The following is a 17,470-nucleotide window of genomic DNA, read 5'->3' on the forward strand; positions in this document are numbered from 1 at the left end:
TATAAGGCTTATTTAACATAACCCATTAGGCTATAAATCTACGGGTAATTAGTACTACTCGGCTATGCTGTTACCAACTTTACACCTGTAGCCTATCAACGTGGTCATCTCCCACGACCCTTAAAAGATGTCTCATCTTGAGGCAGGTTTCGCACTTATATGCCTTCAGTGCTTATCCTTACCAAACTTAGCTACTCTGCGGTGCGCCTGGCGGCACAACAGATACACCAGAGGTTTGTTCAAATCGGTCCTCTCGTACTAGATTCAAGCCCTCTCAAACATCTAACGCCCGCAATAGATAGAGACCGAACTGTCTCACGACGTTCTGAACCCAGCTCGCGTGCCACTTTAATGGGCGAACAGCCCAACCCTTGGGACCTTCTCCAGCCCCAGGATGTGACGAGCCGACATCGAGGTGCCGAACCTCCCCGTCGATGTGAGCTCTTGGGGGAGACTAGCCTGTTATCCCCGGAGTACCTTTTATCCTATGAGCGATGGCCCTTCCATACGGAACCACCGGATCACTATGTCCTGCTTTCGCACCTGATCGACTTGTTGGTCTCACAGTCAAGCACCCTTATGCCATTACACTCTACGCACGGTTACCAAGCGTGCTGAGGGTACCTTTGAAAGCCTCCGTTACTCTTTTGGAGGCGACCACCCCAGTCAAACTACCCACCACGCAATGTCCTCGTTTCCGAGTTAGGCTCTAAGTAAACAAAGGGTGGTATTTCAACAACGGCTCCACCAACACTAGCGTGCCAGATTCACAGCCTCCCACCTATCCTACACATTGTTTACTCAAAGTCAATACGAAGTTATAGTAAAGGTTCACAGGGTCTTTTCGTCCCATTGCGGGTAATCGGCATCTTCACCGATACTACAATTTCACCGAGCTCGTGGCTGAGACAGTGCCCAGATCGTTACACCATTCGTGCAGGTCGGAACTTACCCGACAAGGAATTTCGCTACCTTAGGACCGTTATAGTTACGGCCGCCGTTTACTGGGGCTTCAGTTAATGCCTTCGCTTACGCTAAGCACCTTCCTTAACCTTCCAGCACCGGGCAGGTGTCAGACCCTATACAGCATCTTTCGATTTAGCAGAGTCCTGTGTTTTTGATAAACAGTCGCCTGGGCCTCTTCACTGCGGCCAACATTTCTGTTGGCGTCTCTTCTTCCGAAGTTACGAGACTATTTTGCCTAGTTCCTTAGCCACGATTCACTCGAGCACCTTAGGATTCTCTCCTCGACTACCTGTGTCGGTTTTGGTACGGGTTGCTTCACTTCGGCTTTTCTTGGAACTGCTTTCCCTACAACAACTTCGCCCGTAGGCTAGGTCTCAACTATTCCGTCAGTCTTCAGTAAGTACGGCAATCCGTCCCCTTTTTAGTGTGAGCAAGTATGGGAATATTAACCCATTGTCCATCCACTTCCCCTTTCGGGTACGCGTTAGGTCCCGACTAACCCTCAGCTGATTAGCATGGCTGAGGAAACCTTAGTCTTTCGGTGAGGGGGGGTCTCGCCCCCTTTATCGTTACTTATGCCTACATTTTCTTTTCTATAAGCTCCACAATACCTCGCGATACTGCTTCTGCGCCGATAGAATGCTCTCCTACCGATGTATTAATACATCCCATAGCTTCGGTAATATGCTTATGCCCGATTATTATCCATGCCGGACCGCTCGACTAGTGAGCTGTTACGCACTCTTTAAATGAATGGCTGCTTCCAAGCCAACATCCTAGCTGTCAATGCAGTCCAACCGCGTTATTTCAACTTAGCATATATTTAGGGACCTTAGCTGTTGGTCCGGGTTCTTTCCCTCTCGGACATGGACCTTAGCACCCATGCCCTCACTGCTGATGAACATTTATTAGCATTCGGAGTTTGTCAGGAATTGGTAGGCGGTGAAACCCCCGCATCCAATCAGTAGCTCTACCTCTAATAAACTTAACATCAACGCTGCACCTAAATGCATTTCGGAGAGTACGAGCTATCTCCCAGTTTGATTGGCCTTTCACCCCTACCCACAGGTCATCCGAAGACTTTTCAACGTCAACCGGTTCGGTCCTCCACTTTGTGTTACCAAAGCTTCAACCTGCCCATGGGTAGATCACAAGGTTTCGCGTCTAATCCTACTAACTATTCGCCCTATTCAGACTCGCTTTCGCTTCGGCTCCGTAACTTAATTACTTAACCTCGCTAGTAAAATTAACTCGTAGGCTCATTATGCAAAAGGCACGCCGTCACAGCAATAAGCTGCTCCGACCGCTTGTAGGCGTACGGTTTCAGGTTCTCTTTCACCCTTCTATTCGAAGTGCTTTTCACCTTTCCTTCACAGTACTTGTTCACTATCGGTCTTTCAGGAGTATTTAGCCTTGGAGGATGGTCCCCCCATATTCAGACAGGATTTCACGTGTCCCGCCCTACTCTTGTATCATCTAAATATGCCTTTCATGTACGGGGCTATCACCCTCTATGGCCACTCTTTCCAAAGTGTTCTATTAAACATATATAAACTTTTGGGCTAATCCGCTTTCGCTCGCCACTACTTACGGAATCTCTTCGATTTCTTTTCCTCCGGGTACTTAGATGTTTCAGTTCTCCGGGTTTGCTCTGCTTGCGCAGTAATACATCTTCAATGTATTGGGTTGCCCCATTCGGATATCTACGGATCAATTCGTGTGTGCCAATCCCCGTAGCTTTTCGCAGCTTACCACGTCCTTCGTCGCCTCTGAAAGCCTAGGCATCCGCCATACGCCCTTAACGATTTCTTTCCTAATATTTTTGGTTACTCAAGCACTTATAAGTGCTCGGTTTTCTCTTTGTGATGTCTTTTACCGTTAATGTCAATGTGCTTTACGCTCGCTAAATATTTAATGAACTGATGTTGTATTTGGCTCCATCCGTCACTTTTAAATTAAATATCTAACCCTTGTGGAGAATAAGGGAGTCGAACCCTTGACCTCCTGCGTGCAAGGCAGGCGCTCTAGCCAGCTGAGCTAATTCCCCCTCTATCTTAAATTAGTAGTCTCGGGCAGGCTCGAACTGCCGACCTCTACATTATCAGTGTAGCGCTCTAACCAGCTGAGCTACGAGACTGTCTTAGATGTCAGAGTTTAGATTGTTAGAATTTAGACTTGCATCCTTTTTCTAACTTCCAACTTCTAGTTTCTAATCTCTTTCTTATCCCTGATACTAATCTTAGGGGTTATTTCTTTTATATACCAACCAGTAAAAAAACCAAAGCTACTTTAAGTAAGCTTTCTTAATTTTGTTTATACTCCAAACGAGTCTCTAAAATGAGATGTTCCAGCCGCCCTTCCGGTACGGCTACCTTGTTACGACTTAGCCCTAGTTACTAGTTTTACCCTAGGCAGCTCCTTTTACGGTCACCGACTTCAGGTACCCCCAGCTTCCATGGCTTGACGGGCGGTGTGTACAAGGCCCGGGAACGTATTCACCGCGCCATGGCTGATGCGCGATTACTAGCGATTCCAGCTTCATAGAGTCGAGTTGCAGACTCCAATCCGAACTGAGACCGGCTTTCGAGATTTGCATCACTTCGCAGTGTAGCTGCCCTCTGTACCGGCCATTGTATCACGTGTGTGGCCCAAGGCGTAAGGGCCGTGATGATTTGACGTCATCCCCACCTTCCTCTCTACTTGCGTAGGCAGTCTCACTAGAGTCCCCAACTTAATGATGGCAACTAGTGACAGGGGTTGCGCTCGTTGCAGGACTTAACCTAACACCTCACGGCACGAGCTGACGACAACCATGCAGCACCTTGAAAATTGTCCGAAGAAAACCGTATTTCTACAGCTATCAATTCCCATTTAAGCCTTGGTAAGGTTCCTCGCGTATCATCGAATTAAACCACATGATCCACCGCTTGTGCGGGCCCCCGTCAATTCCTTTGAGTTTCAACCTTGCGGTCGTACTCCCCAGGTGGCTAACTTATCACTTTCGCTTAGTCTCTGAACCATATAGCCCAAAAACGAGTTAGCATCGTTTACGGCGTGGACTACCAGGGTATCTAATCCTGTTCGCTCCCCACGCTTTCGTCCCTCAGCGTCAGTTATAACTTGGTAACCTGCCTTCGCAATCGGTGTTCTGAGTAATATCTATGCATTTCACCGCTACACTACTCATTCCAGCTACCTCAACTATACTCAAGACTAGCAGTATCAACGGCAGTTCTACAGTTAAGCTGTAGGCTTTCACCACTGACTTACTAGCCCGCCTGCGGACCCTTTAAACCCAATAAATCCGGATAACGCTTGCACCCTCCGTATTACCGCGGCTGCTGGCACGGAGTTAGCCGGTGCTTATTCGTACAGTACCTTCAGCTACCCTCACGAGAGTAGGTTTATCCCTGTACAAAAGAAGTTTACAACCCATAGGGCCGTCGTCCTTCACGCGGGATGGCTGGATCAGGCTTGCACCCATTGTCCAATATTCCTCACTGCTGCCTCCCGTAGGAGTCTGGTCCGTGTCTCAGTACCAGTGTGGGGGATCACCCTCTCAGGCCCCCTAAAGATCATTGACTTGGTGAGCCGTTACCTCACCAACTATCTAATCTTGCGCGTGCCCATCTCTATCCGCCGGAGCTTTCAATACTAATTGATGCCAATCAGTATATTATGAGGTATTAATCTTCCTTTCGAAAGGCTATCCCTCAGATAAAGGCAGGTTGCACACGTGTTCCGCACCCGTACGCCGCTCTCAAGTATCCGAAGACACTCTACCGCTCGGCTTGCATGTGTTAGGCCTCCCGCTAGCGTTCATCCTGAGCCAGGATCAAACTCTCCATTGTATGTTTTTCCTGTCCCACTCAAAGTTTTGTTACGCTTTGGTTTTTTCCTTACTTGGTTGTTATAGTATCTTTCAATGTTCTCTATTCTTCTCGCTAAACCTCTCACTGATCATCTCAGTTCCGATTTGCGAGCGCAAAAGTAAAAAGTTTTTTTTAATTGACCAAATGTTTTTGAAAAAATTTTAATTATTTTTTTCAACACCAATAAACACCCCTCGCAACACTCCTCCTTATTCTTAAGGCTTATTACTATTAAGTATTTAATCTATCAATCCACTCCTACTCTCTCGTATCGAGGGTGCAAAAATATAAATTCTTTACCATTAACTCCAAATGTTTTACATCCTTTTTTTATCCATAATATATAATCAACTGATATACAAAATGAAAAAATCAATAGAATCTGGACATATAGTAATATATAATACTACCTACATTTTTATTAGGCTTATTTTATTAAAATAAGGTTGGTGTTGTGGAAATAGCCATTCTAGGGATTTGTAAATCTTCCCCTAAAGCTTCATTAAGTTTTTGAATAAAATGAGCAGAAAGAAGCGGAGAGGCTTCCTCTAAATTTTGATGTACAAAAAAGTAAAGGTTCTGTAAACCTTGTTCTTTCCAATACTTAATAAGCTGCACCCAATCTTCTAATCTTGTATAATCGCTATCTGTATTTGCTCCTACATAACGAATAAATGCCGTGGGCGTGGTAAGTCTTTGGTGCAGCATATCTCTCCTTCCCGCCGTATCCACTATAATATTGGTAATATTTCTACTTTCAAAAAGATTACAAGTTTCTTGAAATACCTTTTCATCCGAAAACCATTTTTCGTTTCTTAGTTCTATAGCTAGAGGTATTTCGCAAGGCCAATCTAGTACAAATCTCTCTAAACGGTCAAAATTTTTAGGTTGAAAATTATCATGAAGTTGCAAAAATACCATTCCAAGCTTTTCATTAAAATTTAAAATTGAAGTAGCGTATTGCGTTACCACATCATTGACATTAATTAGCCTTCGGTAATGAGATATGGTATTTGTGATTTTTGGAAAAAACTTAAATCCTGCGGGTGTCTTATCTCTCCATACAGCAACCTGCTCAGCGGAAGGCAAACTATAAAAGGTAGCATTAAGCTCAATAGAATTGAATTGTGTAGAATAATAAGACAACTCGTCTTTAGTCCCTTTTGGATAAAAGCCTTTCAGCTCTGCTTTATTCCACTTGGCACAACCTACTGAAATATTTAGCTTTTGAACAGGCTTCCCTCCCAATATCCTTAGAGTATCTGGATGTGAACTAGGCAATGTAAAATCTACTACCGATGGGTCTAATACTTTTCCGAATTTCATTTTTAAGTTTTAGTCAATTACTTTTTTTCTCTATTTATACTTCCTTTTTAAAAGGTCTAACATTTCAAAAACACCTTTTCGTGCCTCCGCTGTTCCGCTATTTACCAATATAATATAACCTAAATGCTTTTTTCTATCAATTTGAGCATAGGAAAAAAACGTGCCATCTGAACCTGAATGCTCTGAAGTTTCTTGAGTTTTATCTTGATAATTACTCCAACCTATAGAATAGTCTTTTTTGGAAGTATGTAAGTATTGATAAGTTTCAGGAGTCAAAATATTTCTTTCCCCAGAAAGCCCCTGTATATTTAATTGTATAAACTTGGAATAATTGTAAATATTCATACTTAAGTCTCCCGCTGGTTCTGCTAAACTCAAATCATAATTAACATTTGGTAAAACTTCAACTTGTTTTCCATCTTCTAGCCAATGTCCTAAAGGTTGATTTTGGGCACTTCTACTAGGCCAACCCAACCGAAAGTCTATCTCTAATTTTGTTTTTAACACTTCTTCTATCAGTTGTTCCCAAGACTTTCCCGAAACTTTTTCAAGCATCATTGCCGCAATGCTATATCCCGCGTTTGAGTAATTGTAAGTATTTTTATTTTCTATCGGAGAAAGCGTTAAAACATATTCTCCGAATTTAGTTCTTTTCTGTTGCTTAGTTCCTTTAAATTTAGGAAGTTTACTATACTCCTCTCCACTAGTAAAAGGCTGAACATTAGCTCTATGGCATAATAAATCTTCTAAAGTTATGCTATGATACTTAAGATTTGAACTCTTTTTAAGTTTTGGAAATAAATCAAAAAACTTGGTTTTCCATTTTATTTTACCTTGTTCCACCAAATATGCAGAAATAAACCCTGTAATGGCTTTAGTATTGGAACCTAAATGAAATAAATCTTCAAAGGAAGCGTTGGGTTTTCCTTTCTTTTCAGTAATTCTGTGATGCCCCCTTACTTTTTGCACCAATATAGTATCTTTCGTTACAACAGCGAACGCCATTTCGGGAATGTTGTATTTTGCCATAATGCTATCCGCCTGTTCCTCTAAATTTTGAGCTAAAAAACTTTCAAAAAATAAAATCAGGGCAATAAATATAATTCTCCACATATTATTGATACTTTGAACAAATATATAAAACCTTCAATAAAAAGAAAAACCATAGCCCTAAGACTACGGTTTTATCTTCCTCAACTTTAATTATTACACTCTATATTTATCTATGCTTCACAACTAGAACAAGTTACAAAGTTTACCATCAATTCTTTGGATACGGACGAACTTCTCTGATAGTAAAGAGTTTTAATGCCTTTCTTCCACGCCTCTATCATCAAGAAGTTAACATCTTTTACTGGCATTGTGGACGGAATTTGCAAGTTCAAAGATTGAGCTTGGTCTATATACTGCTGTCTTTGAGCCGCTTGACTGATAATTTCCATAGGAGAAATTTCTTTGAAAGTCTTGAAAACAGCTTTTTCCTCTTCCGTAAGCCCATCTAAATGTTGTACAGAACCATGATTAAGCATAATGTTTCTCCATGTTTCTTCGTTTTCTAAACCTTTCTCTTCTAGCAATTTTTTAAGGTATTTATTTTTTCTCATAAAATTACCTTTAGCCAAACCAGCTTTATAATAGTTTGATGCAAAAGGCTCTATCCCTGGAGAAGTTTGTCCTAAAATAGCCGAACTAGAAGTGGTAGGTGCGATTGCCATCAGCGTAGTATTCCTCATACCGTAACCTTTAAGCAATTCTGGCTCGCCATAAATATTAGCTAACTCTTTAGAAGCTGCTTCCGCTTGTTCTTTGATATGTTTGAATGCTCTAGCATTGAATTGAGTAGCTTCAAAACTTTCAAAAGGAATCATATTTTTTTGCAAATACGAATGATACCCTAAAACACCTAGACCTAACGCTCTGTGTTTCATCGCAAAATTTCTAGCTCCTTGTAAGTAATAGTTACCTTCCGTTTTTTCTATAAATTCGGACAATACTGCATCTAAGAAATAAATCGCCAATTTAACCGCATTAGTATCCTTCCACTCATCATAAAGTTCCAAATTCATAGAAGAAAGACAACATATAAACGACTCCTCCTGAGTAGATGGCAACATAATTTCTGAACAAAGGTTACTCGCATTAACCAACAACCCTTTATCTTTATAAACTTGAGGTTTATTTCTATTGACATTATCGGTGAAGAAAACATACGGCAAGCCTTTTTGTTGTCTGCTTTCTAAAACTTTAGCCCAAATCTTTCTCTTATCAATGTCTCCATCTATCATATCTTGCATCCAATAATCTGGTACACAGACACCTGTGAATAGGTTTTGAATTGGGCTACCAATATCTTTTATCGTTAAAAACTCCTCTATATCTCCGTGGTCTATATCCAAATAAGCTGCAAAAGCTCCTCTTCTTACTCCTCCTTGAGAAACCACATCCATAGCCGTATCAAACAACTTCATAAAAGAAACTGCCCCAGACGACTTACCGTTATCCGTAACCGCCGTCCCTCTATGACGAAGCTCCCCAAAATAACCAGAAGTACCACCACCTATTTTGGTTTGCATAATAACTTCTCCCATTTTGTGGGTAATCCCCTCAATACTATCTGGAATATGAACATTGAAACAAGAAATTGGAAGACCTCTCTGCGTTCCCATATTCGCCCATACAGGAGACGAAAAGCTAATCCAACCTTTCACAATCATCTCTTCGAAGGCTGGTTGTAACTCTGGTTTATAAAGCCTCTTTGCAGCAGCCGTAGTAATCCTTTTAATCGCTCCATGCACTGTCTCTCCCTTCAGAAGATAGCCTCTATTGAGCATTTGTTCAGACTCCTCATTTAGCCACCATATATCTTGTAGTTCTTCCATTTTGTTTTTCTTGTTTTATTTCTTGCTTTAGATTATCAAAAATTTATCTAAAACAAATCGTTAGCGGTAATACTCTTATCGTGTTTTGTATAATCTACTGGTCTTTTGGCAAAGAAATCGTCTAATGAGTTAGCAAAAACTTCCTCCTCAAACCATACCATCGGCTTGTATTCTTCCTCTGTAATATTAAACATAGAAGCCATACCAATTCTTTTCAAACTATCGTCTATACGATATTTCATAAAACTTAGAAGTTGTTTTTTTGATAAATGGTCTAAATCTCCCATCTCAAAAATCCAATCTAATATTTCCGCCTCTAGCTCTACCGAGGTTTTAACAATATTATAAATCGCCTCTATATCTTCCTCTTGAAGAAGCTCAGGCTGTTCTTCCTTTATTTTATTGATGATATAAATCCCTGCATTGGCATGAATTTGCTCATCTACAGAAGTCCACGCAATAATGTTAGACACATTTTTCATATACCCCTTAAACCTCGTAAAGGAGAGAATAATGGCGAATTGAGAGAACAATGATACATTTTCTATTAAAATACTGAATAACAACAAAGAAGATACATATTCTTTAGGCGTTGAAGAATTTGAGTTCCTCAACACATCGGTCAGAAAATCTATCCTTTTTCTAATAGCAGGATTTTCAATTACATTAAGAAACTCATTATTATATCCTAAAACTTCAAGCAGCCTTGAATACGCTTCAGAATGTCTAAACTCACACTCTGCAAAGGTTGCTCCTAATCCGTTAAACTCAGGCTTAGGGAGATGATTATAAAGATTACCCCAAAAGGTCTTTACAGACACCTCAATCTGAGCAATTGCTAACAAAGCATTCTTAACTGCATTTTTCTCATGAGGCTCTAGCTGCGAATGAAAGTCTTGTATATCCGCCGTAAAATCTACCTCTGAATGTACCCAAAAAGACTTATTAATCGCCTCTATATACTGCATTACTTCTGGATACTCAAAAGGTTTGTAGTTTATTCTTTTCTCAAAAATCCCCATAATAATTGTTTATTCAGTTTTTTAACTCTTAGTTATTTCTAACAAAGAATAGAATTATATAACAATCTAAAAATCAATATATTGATTACACAAAGACTTAACAAAATCCTTTCTACAAAAATAGAAAATGAAAGCCTAAAAATGAAACGAAATATGGATAGATTATTTAATCTTTTGGATTCTAATTATATAAGTTTTCCACAATCCTCTATAATCCTATAAATAAGGGCAAAGCCACTAATAAACATTTTATAATTAAACAAAAGATATAAACCTCAATATAAAAAGGAAAGATAATTAAACACCTATTTATTCATCTATTGCCAAAACCAAAACACTCACCTGATTCCCATTTCCTTTTAAAAGCTCCCAAACCGCTTTACTCATTGTATTTCCTGTGGTATATACATCGTCTATAAGTAAGATGTGTTTACCTTCTATTTTCTCATCTACAGAAAATATATTTTGCATCTTTTCTCTATCCAATTTTTGCTTTAAGGCTTGAGGCTTAGAATAGAAATTTCTTTTAAGAAGATAATGAGAATAAGGTATCCTCTGCAACTGAGATAATGTTTTTGTAAATAAATGCAACTGATTATACCCTCTCTCTCTTTGTTTTTTAGGATGAAGTGGAATATTAGTTAATATATCTATCCCTTGATGAGATAAATCCATATTTTCAGAAACCCAATGAGCTAACACCTTACCCACACGCTCCATAGAATGGTACTTTAAGGCGTGTATAATATCTTGAGAAAGTTCTTTTTTCTCGTACTTCATCAAACTAAAAGCCTTATTTACTGGAAATTTAAGAACAACTTTTTGATAAAAATCCCCTTTTCCTCCAAAATCATTGTAGGTAAAATTGATATGAGACTTACACGCCCAGCAAACGATTTCATCAGAGGAAATAATGAGATTACACTTTAGGCATCTATTGGGCAGAAAAAAATCTAAAAACATAGTTCCCAAATTAATACCGATAAATATAATACTTACTTAGATACACTCAACAAAAAATCTCATAGCAATACTATGAGATTTCATCTAGAGGTTCCGAGCGGATTCGAACCGCTGTACAAGGTTTTGCAGACCTCTGCCTAGCCGCTCGGCCACGGAACCATTTTTAGGTGTGCAAATATAGACATTTTTTGTATAACCAAGAAATTTATCCGAAATATTTTCTATTTTTTCTTTACCCAAGATACAATATTTATGAATAATATCAAAAAACAGAAAGTAACCCAAACTGCATCTCTTAACCCTTCTCTCTTATAAAGCCTGATTTGTTTTTCTGCAATATTGGAAAGTTTAGCGCTTTGGTTAAGGTAATTATTAGCTTCGATATAAAGGTCTTCATTTTTATTTCCCACTATATGTTGTGTAAAATAAACCATTTTTTTTCCAGAAAACGCAACCAACCAAAATTCATCTGTATCCTTCATTCCCAAATGGCACACACGATAATGTTCGGAACGAATATCTTCCAAATGCACAATATTATACCCCTTATCCAAGACTTCTAGACTATAAAAATCTAGCGTTTGTGGGTGTTTATTAACTAACTGAATAGCAATACTTCCTCCAACAGGATTAGGATAAATTTTAGTAAAAATCCAATATCCAAAAAAAAGAACGCCTACAATAGTGATTATTTTTCGGTATAGTTTTAACCTATTTATTCTTACTAGAGAAATCAATAACAGTATAAAAAGAACAAACGACAATGTTTCCATCAACCAAACATTTAATATAAAATATTTAACTGACGCAAATATATGAATTCTTAATTATTCCAATAAATTCCACTCACGATAGAAAGTTTCTAAAAAAATTAACATAAACTGATACCTTTTTTCTGCAATCCTTTTGCCTTCAGCAGTTTGCATTAAATCTTTTAGAAGTAATAATTTTTCATAAAAATGGTTAATTGTAGTTCCTTCCGATTTTTTATATTGCTCTTTATCAAAGTTTTTTTGAGGTAATATCTCAGGGTTGTACATTAGGTTATTTTTATACCCTCCAAAATTGAACGCTCTTGCCACACCTATCGCTCCGATAGCATCTAACCTATCTGCATCTTGCACAATTTTAAACTCTATCGGCAATTCTTTCGGTTGACTCTCTTTATTTTTAAAGGAAAGATGTTTGATGATAAATAAAACTTCATCTATGGTTTCATCAGAAACATTTTCCTTCATTAAAAAATCTCTTGATACTTGGAGCGCTAAAGTCTCGTCTCCATTATGGAATTTAGGGTCGGCTATATCGTGTAATAAAGCCGCAAGATTTACCACTTCCTCATTAGCTGCCTTTTCGGTACTTAAAATTTTTTGTGAAAGTTTCCAAACTCTTTCTATATGAAACCAATCGTGTCCCGCCTCTGCTCCTTCCAATTTATTTTTTACAAAATTCTTTGTATTGTCAATAAGTGTACTCATTATATTATTATAAATTTATTCATAGCTGATTTACTCATAAAGAAAACAAAAAGTTCCTCATTTTAAATAGAGGAACTTCTTTCTTTCATTTTACTTTTTACTCGTATTACCCCACGAGAAGGTTTATTGTATTAAACAACACCTTGTGCTAACATAGCTTCTGCTACTTTAACAAACCCAGCGATGTTTGCTCCTTTCACATAGTTTACATAACCATTTTCCTCTTTTCCGTAATCTCTACATACTTTATGTATACCTATCATAATTTCTTTTAATCTAGCGTCTACTTCTTCAGAAGTCCAATTAAGACGGATAGAGTTTTGAGTCATCTCTAATCCAGAAGTAGCCACACCACCAGCGTTAGACGCTTTACCAGGAGAGAAAAGAACTTTATTATCTATAAAGTGATTAATCGCATCTAATGTAGAAGGCATATTAGCTGCTTCAGTAACACAAATACAACCATTTTCTACTAATTTTTTAGCATCTTCCAAATCTAACTCGTTCTGAGTAGCAGAAGGAATAGCCACATCGCATTTCACCTCCCAAGGACGCTTGCCTGCGTGGAACTCCGCCTCTGGATATTTTTTAACATAATCCTCTGCACGGTTGTTTCCGCTCGCTCTAAGCTCTAGTAAGAAATCTATTTTTTCACCAGTGATACCGTCTTTATCATAAACATATCCATCTGGACCAGAAATAGTAACCGCCTTACCTCCTAGTTGGTCAATTTTCTTAATTACTCCCCAAGCCACATTTCCAAATCCTGAAACCGTAAATGTTTTACCTTTAACTTCCTCACCTATCGTTCTTAGCATTTGCTCTGCAAAGTAAACCACTCCATACCCTGTAGCCTCTGGACGAATTAAAGAACCACCATAAGCTAATCCTTTACCAGTAAGTACTCCTGTAAATTCGTTTCTTATCTTCTTATATTGACCGAAAAGATACCCTATCTCACGAGCTCCCACACCTATATCGCCAGCAGGAACATCGGTTTGAGGCCCAATATGTTTACAAAGCTCTGTCATAAATGCTTGGCAGAATCTCATAATTTCCATATCCGACTTCCCTTGCGGGTCAAAATCAGAACCTCCTTTACCTCCACCCATAGGAAGTGTGGTTAAAGAGTTTTTGAACACTTGTTCAAACGCTAAAAATTTAAGTACTGAAAGATTTACCGTTGGGTGAAATCTAATTCCTCCTTTATAAGGTCCGATAGCAGAATTCATTTGAATCCTAAACCCTCTATTTACCTGTATTTCTCCTTTGTCATCTACCCAAGGAACTCTAAAGATAATTGTCCTTTCTGGCTCTACCATTCTTTCCAGAAGTTTTTTACCTCTATATTCTTCTTTGGTGGCGATGAACGGGATTACAGTAACAGCCACCTCTTTTACAGCTTGTAAAAATTCTGGCTCATTAGGATTTTTAGCCTCTACATTTGCTATAAATTCTTGAATTTTTTGTTCTACATTATATTGTTCCATAGCGTTTAATTGATGCCAACAAAGATAACCTTTTTTTGATATTACACAAATCCGATTTTTATTTTTATTAAAACCCACATAAACCAAAGACATTAGCATCAAAATATCAATTAAAATCAATTTTAATTAAAAAAACGACACGATTATGCCCAAAATATCAATTTTAAAAAAGTAATTTTTCAACTAAATGATAGAATATCTCCTCCCAGAATTTGCCCTTATCAACCCCAATAATTCTAATTCCAATAAAACAGGAAACACTTTAGATATGGGTTGATTTAATTTTTCTGACAAGTCATCTAATGAAATATCATTAACCTCCTTAATAATATCATAAACAGGCTCCTGAACAGGAGTTAAAGAAACTTCAACTGAAGGAAAAAGCTCCAAAACTTTAGAAGTATTATCCAAATCTAGGTCTTTTAGCAAACCTTTAATAGAAGATATGATTTTAGCTTTATTTTGAAAAATAAGATGATTGCAACCTTGGCTATATTTATCTGTAAGACGCCCTGCCAAAGCATACACTTCTCTATTATACTGATTAGCAAAACTCGCCGTGCTAATAGAGCCTCCTGCATAAGCAGACTCTACCACAATCGTATTAGCCGAAAGCCCTGCCACAATACGATTTCTTTGCAAAAAATGTTCTCTATCTGGCTTTTCATCAGAGCAGAATTCAGAAAACAAAGCTCCACCATTATTTAATATTTCTTCAGCGAGAATTTTATGTTTGGACGGATAAATGATATGTAAACCGTGTGCTAAAACCGCTGAAGTTTTTATATTGTTTTTTAAAGCCTCTTGATGAGCTATTCCGTCTGTACCTAAAGCTAAACCACTAATGACTTGAATATTTTTATTTTTAAACTGAACAATTAAATCCTCCAAAAACGACTTACCATAAGCAGTGGCATTTCTCGTCCCAACAATACTAATATTATTAGCGGTATCCTCATAATCTCCTTTTTGAAAAAGAATAGCAGGAGCATCATAACATTCACCTAAAAGACGAGGAAGCTGATTAAGATGTCGTAAGTGGATTTTTATTTCGTTTTTAATGCAGAACTCTATTTCCTTTTCAGCAAATTTTAAAAGATTTTTATCTCCGATGTTTGAGGCAATTTGCTTACCTACGCCTGATATTTTCCGTAATTCCAACTTAGACAGACCCCACGCTTCCTTAGCAGAGCCTACCTCGCTAACCAAACTTGCAAATATAACATCTCCCACCAATGGGCTTCGCCGAAGAGCAATAGAATATAAAATTTCTTCCGCATTTACCATAACTAGCGCCTTGCCATTTCCATCTTATAAGCCATTAAATTAGCAATATTAGCCGCTTTGTATTTGGCTGTTTCTGCCATAGAACCTTCGTAGAGTTCATCAATAGTTTCTATCCAAAGTTTTAACCAATGTTCAAAGTGATGTTTTTCCATAGGAACCAAATCATTGATGGGAAAGTGGGCTCCCATCGGATTTCCTTTGTAGGATACTTTGCTAAACAATAGTGTCTCCCAAAAGGCATACATTTTTGGCAAATGCTCGTTCCAGTTTACTTTTGCAACCTCGTTAAAGAAAAAGCCTATGGTAGCGTCTTTCTCAACCTTATCATAAAAACGATTGACCAATACTTCTATATCCTGACGATTTTCTAGTGCTTTCATAAAAGATAATCTATTTTACCCTATCTGGATTTTGTTTTATAAAACTTTCCCACCCTGAATAATTTTTACTCGTTGCCAATTTGCCTGAATTAAAATGATGACAAACCGCCACTGCTAGTCCATCAGACGCATCTAAATATTTGGTAGGAAACTCCTTAAGTTTAAGTAAATTTTGCAACATTCCTGCCACTTGTTCTTTGCTTGCGTTACCATTGCCTGTAATCGCCATTTTTATTTTTTTGGGAGAATACTCAGTAATAGGAATATCTCTATATAGACTTGCCGCCATAGCCACCCCTTGTGCCCGCCCCAACTTCAGCATACTCTGCACATTTTTCCCATAAAAAGGAGCTTCTAGTGCCACTTCGTCTGGATGAAACTCGTCTATAAGCGATAGAGTTCTCTCAAAAATATACTTCAATTTAGTTTCGTGGTTAGGGTATTTTTTTAAAATCAACTCGTTAATGGAAACCAATTCCATCTTCTGATTTAACACAGAAATAATACCAAAACCCATTACACTAGTACCAGGGTCTATACCCAGTATAATCTTCTCCACTTTCACAGGGTAAAAATACAGATTAAAATCTATGGTTCAAAATCCAATGGTAAAAGCTCCGAAAGATTACTTCTTGCCCACCCTTCCTCAAATACAAGTTCACTAGGATTGGAATAATTACCATCTGAATAAACTTCAAAGCTAAGCCCTCTACAATCTAATATGTTATTTTTGGATACAGGCATTTCTGTTTTTTGTATTTGTTTTTTGTGCACTGTATAGAAATACTTTTTATAATTAACTCCAAGTAAATCCTTAAACTCCAAAAAAACTCTATTTTCACTATTTTTCCTAAATTTATCTGATAATATATTTCTTTCTATTATAGCAGAGTAGAACATAGGTTCTTCTTCCTTCCTTCTTGCAATATCTTCTATATGAGGAGGGTATTTATTAAATACAATGACTGAATCTTTGGAAATCTTTTTCCTAAAATCATCAATATAAGTGCGATAAACTTTCAGTTCTTCCAACGATGGATATTTTTCATTACGCTTCCTTATAATCCAATCCACAGAAAAACCCTCTTCAGATAATCTGTCTTGATAAAGAGCTCTGAAAAAATGTAAGGAACTACCATAGTAAGCATTAAGCCTTTCTGTTTGCCACTTTAATTGCTTATGAAAAGAGCCTTTCATAGGACTAAAAAAAGAAGTTCCAAGATACTTCAGACTATTATCGGAAAGGTTCAGTTCAAATTCCAACAAGTTATAATTTACAACATATCCCAATTTTTCGTTACTAATAATAAGAGGTGCTTTTGCACGAGCCTTAAGGATATGCTCCTCTCTATCGTATGCCAATTGTATATCCTTCGGGTTTTTAACATAAACCATCGCCCTATCATACCCCAAGAGAGTATTAAGAAACTTTTCGATATAACGCTTGTACGCCTTATCTGTGTATGCCAATAGTTTGACCTCCGGAATTTCCGTTTCTTTTTCTAATTTAATTTCTAATGCTTGGCTATATAATCCTTCAATCGGTATTATTTTTGAGGAAAACCCTTTTTTTTCAACGATAAGGTTTCCTGTCTTCGCCTTCACATCTGACAAGTAAAATTTCCCATCTTGATTAGATTTCGTTTTATATTGAGTTCCATCTATATAAATCACAGCCCCTGACAATGGAGTTTCTCGAAAATCCTTAATGTAACCTTTAATACTTTGAGCGTTTATTAAAGTAATTCTCAATAAAACTAACAGAAAAATTACTCTCATAGAAATAAACTTTAGATTGTGGTTAATT

General features: G+C 37.9%; 13 protein-coding genes, 3 tRNA genes and 2 rRNA genes. 1 reads left to right on the plus strand and 17 read right to left on the minus strand.

Translation table 11 applies throughout. The annotated features are described in order from the left end of the window. Positions 1-28 precede the first annotated feature (28 nt). The 8 genes from RA0C_RS05065 to RA0C_RS05100 form a co-directional block, all read right to left on the minus strand. A 23S ribosomal RNA gene (locus tag RA0C_RS05065) occupies positions 29-2,778 on the minus strand. 161 nt (positions 2,779-2,939) lie between these two features. Beyond that, positions 2,940-3,013 (minus strand) — tRNA-Ala (locus RA0C_RS05070). Positions 3,014-3,029: 16 nt separating this feature from the next. Beyond that, positions 3,030-3,103, minus strand: a tRNA-Ile gene (locus RA0C_RS05075). A 198-nt stretch (positions 3,104-3,301) separates the two neighbouring features. Continuing rightward, positions 3,302-4,817: ribosomal RNA gene (locus RA0C_RS05080) — 16S ribosomal RNA — on the minus strand. The 16S and 23S rRNA genes sit together here with 2 tRNA genes alongside, the layout of an rRNA operon. Positions 4,818-5,273: 456 nt before the next feature. Beyond that, positions 5,274-6,164: a DUF72 domain-containing protein gene (locus RA0C_RS05085; RefSeq protein ID WP_004918071.1), complete on the minus strand. Its 891-nt coding sequence runs from the start codon at positions 6,162-6,164 to the stop codon at positions 5,274-5,276. 30 nt (positions 6,165-6,194) lie between these two features. Next, positions 6,195-7,277 (minus strand): serine hydrolase domain-containing protein, encoded by a 1,083-nt coding sequence (locus RA0C_RS05090; protein ID WP_004918073.1) that lies wholly within the window; start codon positions 7,275-7,277, stop codon positions 6,195-6,197. A gap of 110 nt (positions 7,278-7,387) precedes the next feature. Then, positions 7,388-9,043 (minus strand): ribonucleoside-diphosphate reductase subunit alpha, encoded by a 1,656-nt coding sequence (locus tag RA0C_RS05095; RefSeq protein WP_004918074.1) that lies wholly within the window; start codon positions 9,041-9,043, stop codon positions 7,388-7,390. Positions 9,044-9,090: 47 nt separating this feature from the next. After that, entirely contained in the window at positions 9,091-10,065 is a 975-nt protein-coding gene (locus tag RA0C_RS05100; RefSeq protein ID WP_004918076.1) for a ribonucleotide-diphosphate reductase subunit beta, read from the minus strand. An 81-nt stretch (positions 10,066-10,146) separates the two neighbouring features. On the opposite strand from RA0C_RS05100, the gene RA0C_RS10465 reads away from it, so the two are divergent. Then, positions 10,147-10,287: a hypothetical protein gene (locus tag RA0C_RS10465; protein WP_015345427.1), complete on the plus strand. Its 141-nt coding sequence runs from the start codon at positions 10,147-10,149 to the stop codon at positions 10,285-10,287. An 87-nt stretch (positions 10,288-10,374) separates the two neighbouring features. Here the strand turns inward: RA0C_RS10465 and RA0C_RS05105 are convergent, their stop codons facing one another. From RA0C_RS05105 to RA0C_RS05145, 9 genes are all read right to left on the minus strand, one after another. After that, positions 10,375-11,028: a ComF family protein gene (locus RA0C_RS05105; RefSeq protein ID WP_004918078.1), complete on the minus strand. Its 654-nt coding sequence runs from the start codon at positions 11,026-11,028 to the stop codon at positions 10,375-10,377. 88 nt (positions 11,029-11,116) lie between these two features. Continuing rightward, positions 11,117-11,187, minus strand: a tRNA-Cys gene (locus RA0C_RS05110). Positions 11,188-11,249: 62 nt separating this feature from the next. After that, complete coding sequence (locus tag RA0C_RS05115) at positions 11,250-11,801, minus strand: hypothetical protein (protein WP_004918080.1); 552 nt, start codon at positions 11,799-11,801, stop codon at positions 11,250-11,252. Positions 11,802-11,855: 54 nt separating this feature from the next. Then, positions 11,856-12,506 (minus strand): HD domain-containing protein, encoded by a 651-nt coding sequence (locus RA0C_RS05120; protein WP_004918082.1) that lies wholly within the window; start codon positions 12,504-12,506, stop codon positions 11,856-11,858. A 131-nt stretch (positions 12,507-12,637) separates the two neighbouring features. Next, positions 12,638-13,996: an NADP-specific glutamate dehydrogenase gene (gene gdhA / locus RA0C_RS05125; protein ID WP_014938006.1), complete on the minus strand. Its 1,359-nt coding sequence runs from the start codon at positions 13,994-13,996 to the stop codon at positions 12,638-12,640. A 183-nt stretch (positions 13,997-14,179) separates the two neighbouring features. Continuing rightward, entirely contained in the window at positions 14,180-15,283 is a 1,104-nt protein-coding gene (gene dprA, locus RA0C_RS05130) for a DNA-processing protein DprA (protein WP_004918085.1), read from the minus strand. A 2-nt stretch (positions 15,284-15,285) separates the two neighbouring features. After that, the gene (locus RA0C_RS05135) at positions 15,286-15,663 is read right to left on the minus strand and encodes a group III truncated hemoglobin (RefSeq protein WP_004918086.1); all 378 of its coding nucleotides are present in this window, start codon (positions 15,661-15,663) and stop codon (positions 15,286-15,288) included. Between the two features lie 10 nt (positions 15,664-15,673). After that, on the minus strand, positions 15,674-16,228 hold the full coding sequence (ruvC, locus tag RA0C_RS05140; RefSeq protein ID WP_004918088.1) for a crossover junction endodeoxyribonuclease RuvC: 555 nt from the start codon (positions 16,226-16,228) through the stop codon (positions 15,674-15,676). Positions 16,229-16,251: 23 nt separating this feature from the next. Next, on the minus strand, positions 16,252-17,442 hold the full coding sequence (locus RA0C_RS05145; RefSeq protein WP_004918090.1) for a carboxypeptidase-like regulatory domain-containing protein: 1,191 nt from the start codon (positions 17,440-17,442) through the stop codon (positions 16,252-16,254). Between the last annotated feature and the right edge of the window lie 28 nt (positions 17,443-17,470).

The sequence above is a fragment of the Riemerella anatipestifer ATCC 11845 = DSM 15868 genome (genome assembly GCF_000252855.1).
GTDB classification, from domain to species: domain Bacteria; phylum Bacteroidota; class Bacteroidia; order Flavobacteriales; family Weeksellaceae; genus Riemerella; species Riemerella anatipestifera.

What these genes read in the sequence shown, in the direction of transcription:
- RA0C_RS05085 (WP_004918071.1), bottom strand. Translation starts at nt 6,164, where the DNA reads ATGAAATTCGGAAAAGTATTAGACCCATCGGTAGTAGATTTTACATTG.
- RA0C_RS05090 (WP_004918073.1), bottom strand. Translation starts at nt 7,277, where the DNA reads ATGTGGAGAATTATATTTATTGCCCTGATTTTATTTTTTGAAAGTTTT.
- RA0C_RS05095 (WP_004918074.1), bottom strand. Translation starts at nt 9,043, where the DNA reads ATGGAAGAACTACAAGATATATGGTGGCTAAATGAGGAGTCTGAACAA.
- RA0C_RS05100 (WP_004918076.1), bottom strand. Translation starts at nt 10,065, where the DNA reads ATGGGGATTTTTGAGAAAAGAATAAACTACAAACCTTTTGAGTATCCA.
- RA0C_RS05105 (WP_004918078.1), bottom strand. Translation starts at nt 11,028, where the DNA reads ATGTTTTTAGATTTTTTTCTGCCCAATAGATGCCTAAAGTGTAATCTC.
- RA0C_RS05115 (WP_004918080.1), bottom strand. Translation starts at nt 11,801, where the DNA reads ATGGAAACATTGTCGTTTGTTCTTTTTATACTGTTATTGATTTCTCTA.
- RA0C_RS05120 (WP_004918082.1), bottom strand. Translation starts at nt 12,506, where the DNA reads ATGAGTACACTTATTGACAATACAAAGAATTTTGTAAAAAATAAATTG.
- gdhA (WP_014938006.1), bottom strand. Translation starts at nt 13,996, where the DNA reads ATGGAACAATATAATGTAGAACAAAAAATTCAAGAATTTATAGCAAAT.
- dprA (WP_004918085.1), bottom strand. Translation starts at nt 15,283, where the DNA reads ATGGTAAATGCGGAAGAAATTTTATATTCTATTGCTCTTCGGCGAAGC.
- RA0C_RS05135 (WP_004918086.1), bottom strand. Translation starts at nt 15,663, where the DNA reads ATGAAAGCACTAGAAAATCGTCAGGATATAGAAGTATTGGTCAATCGT.
- RA0C_RS05145 (WP_004918090.1), bottom strand. Translation starts at nt 17,442, where the DNA reads ATGAGAGTAATTTTTCTGTTAGTTTTATTGAGAATTACTTTAATAAAC.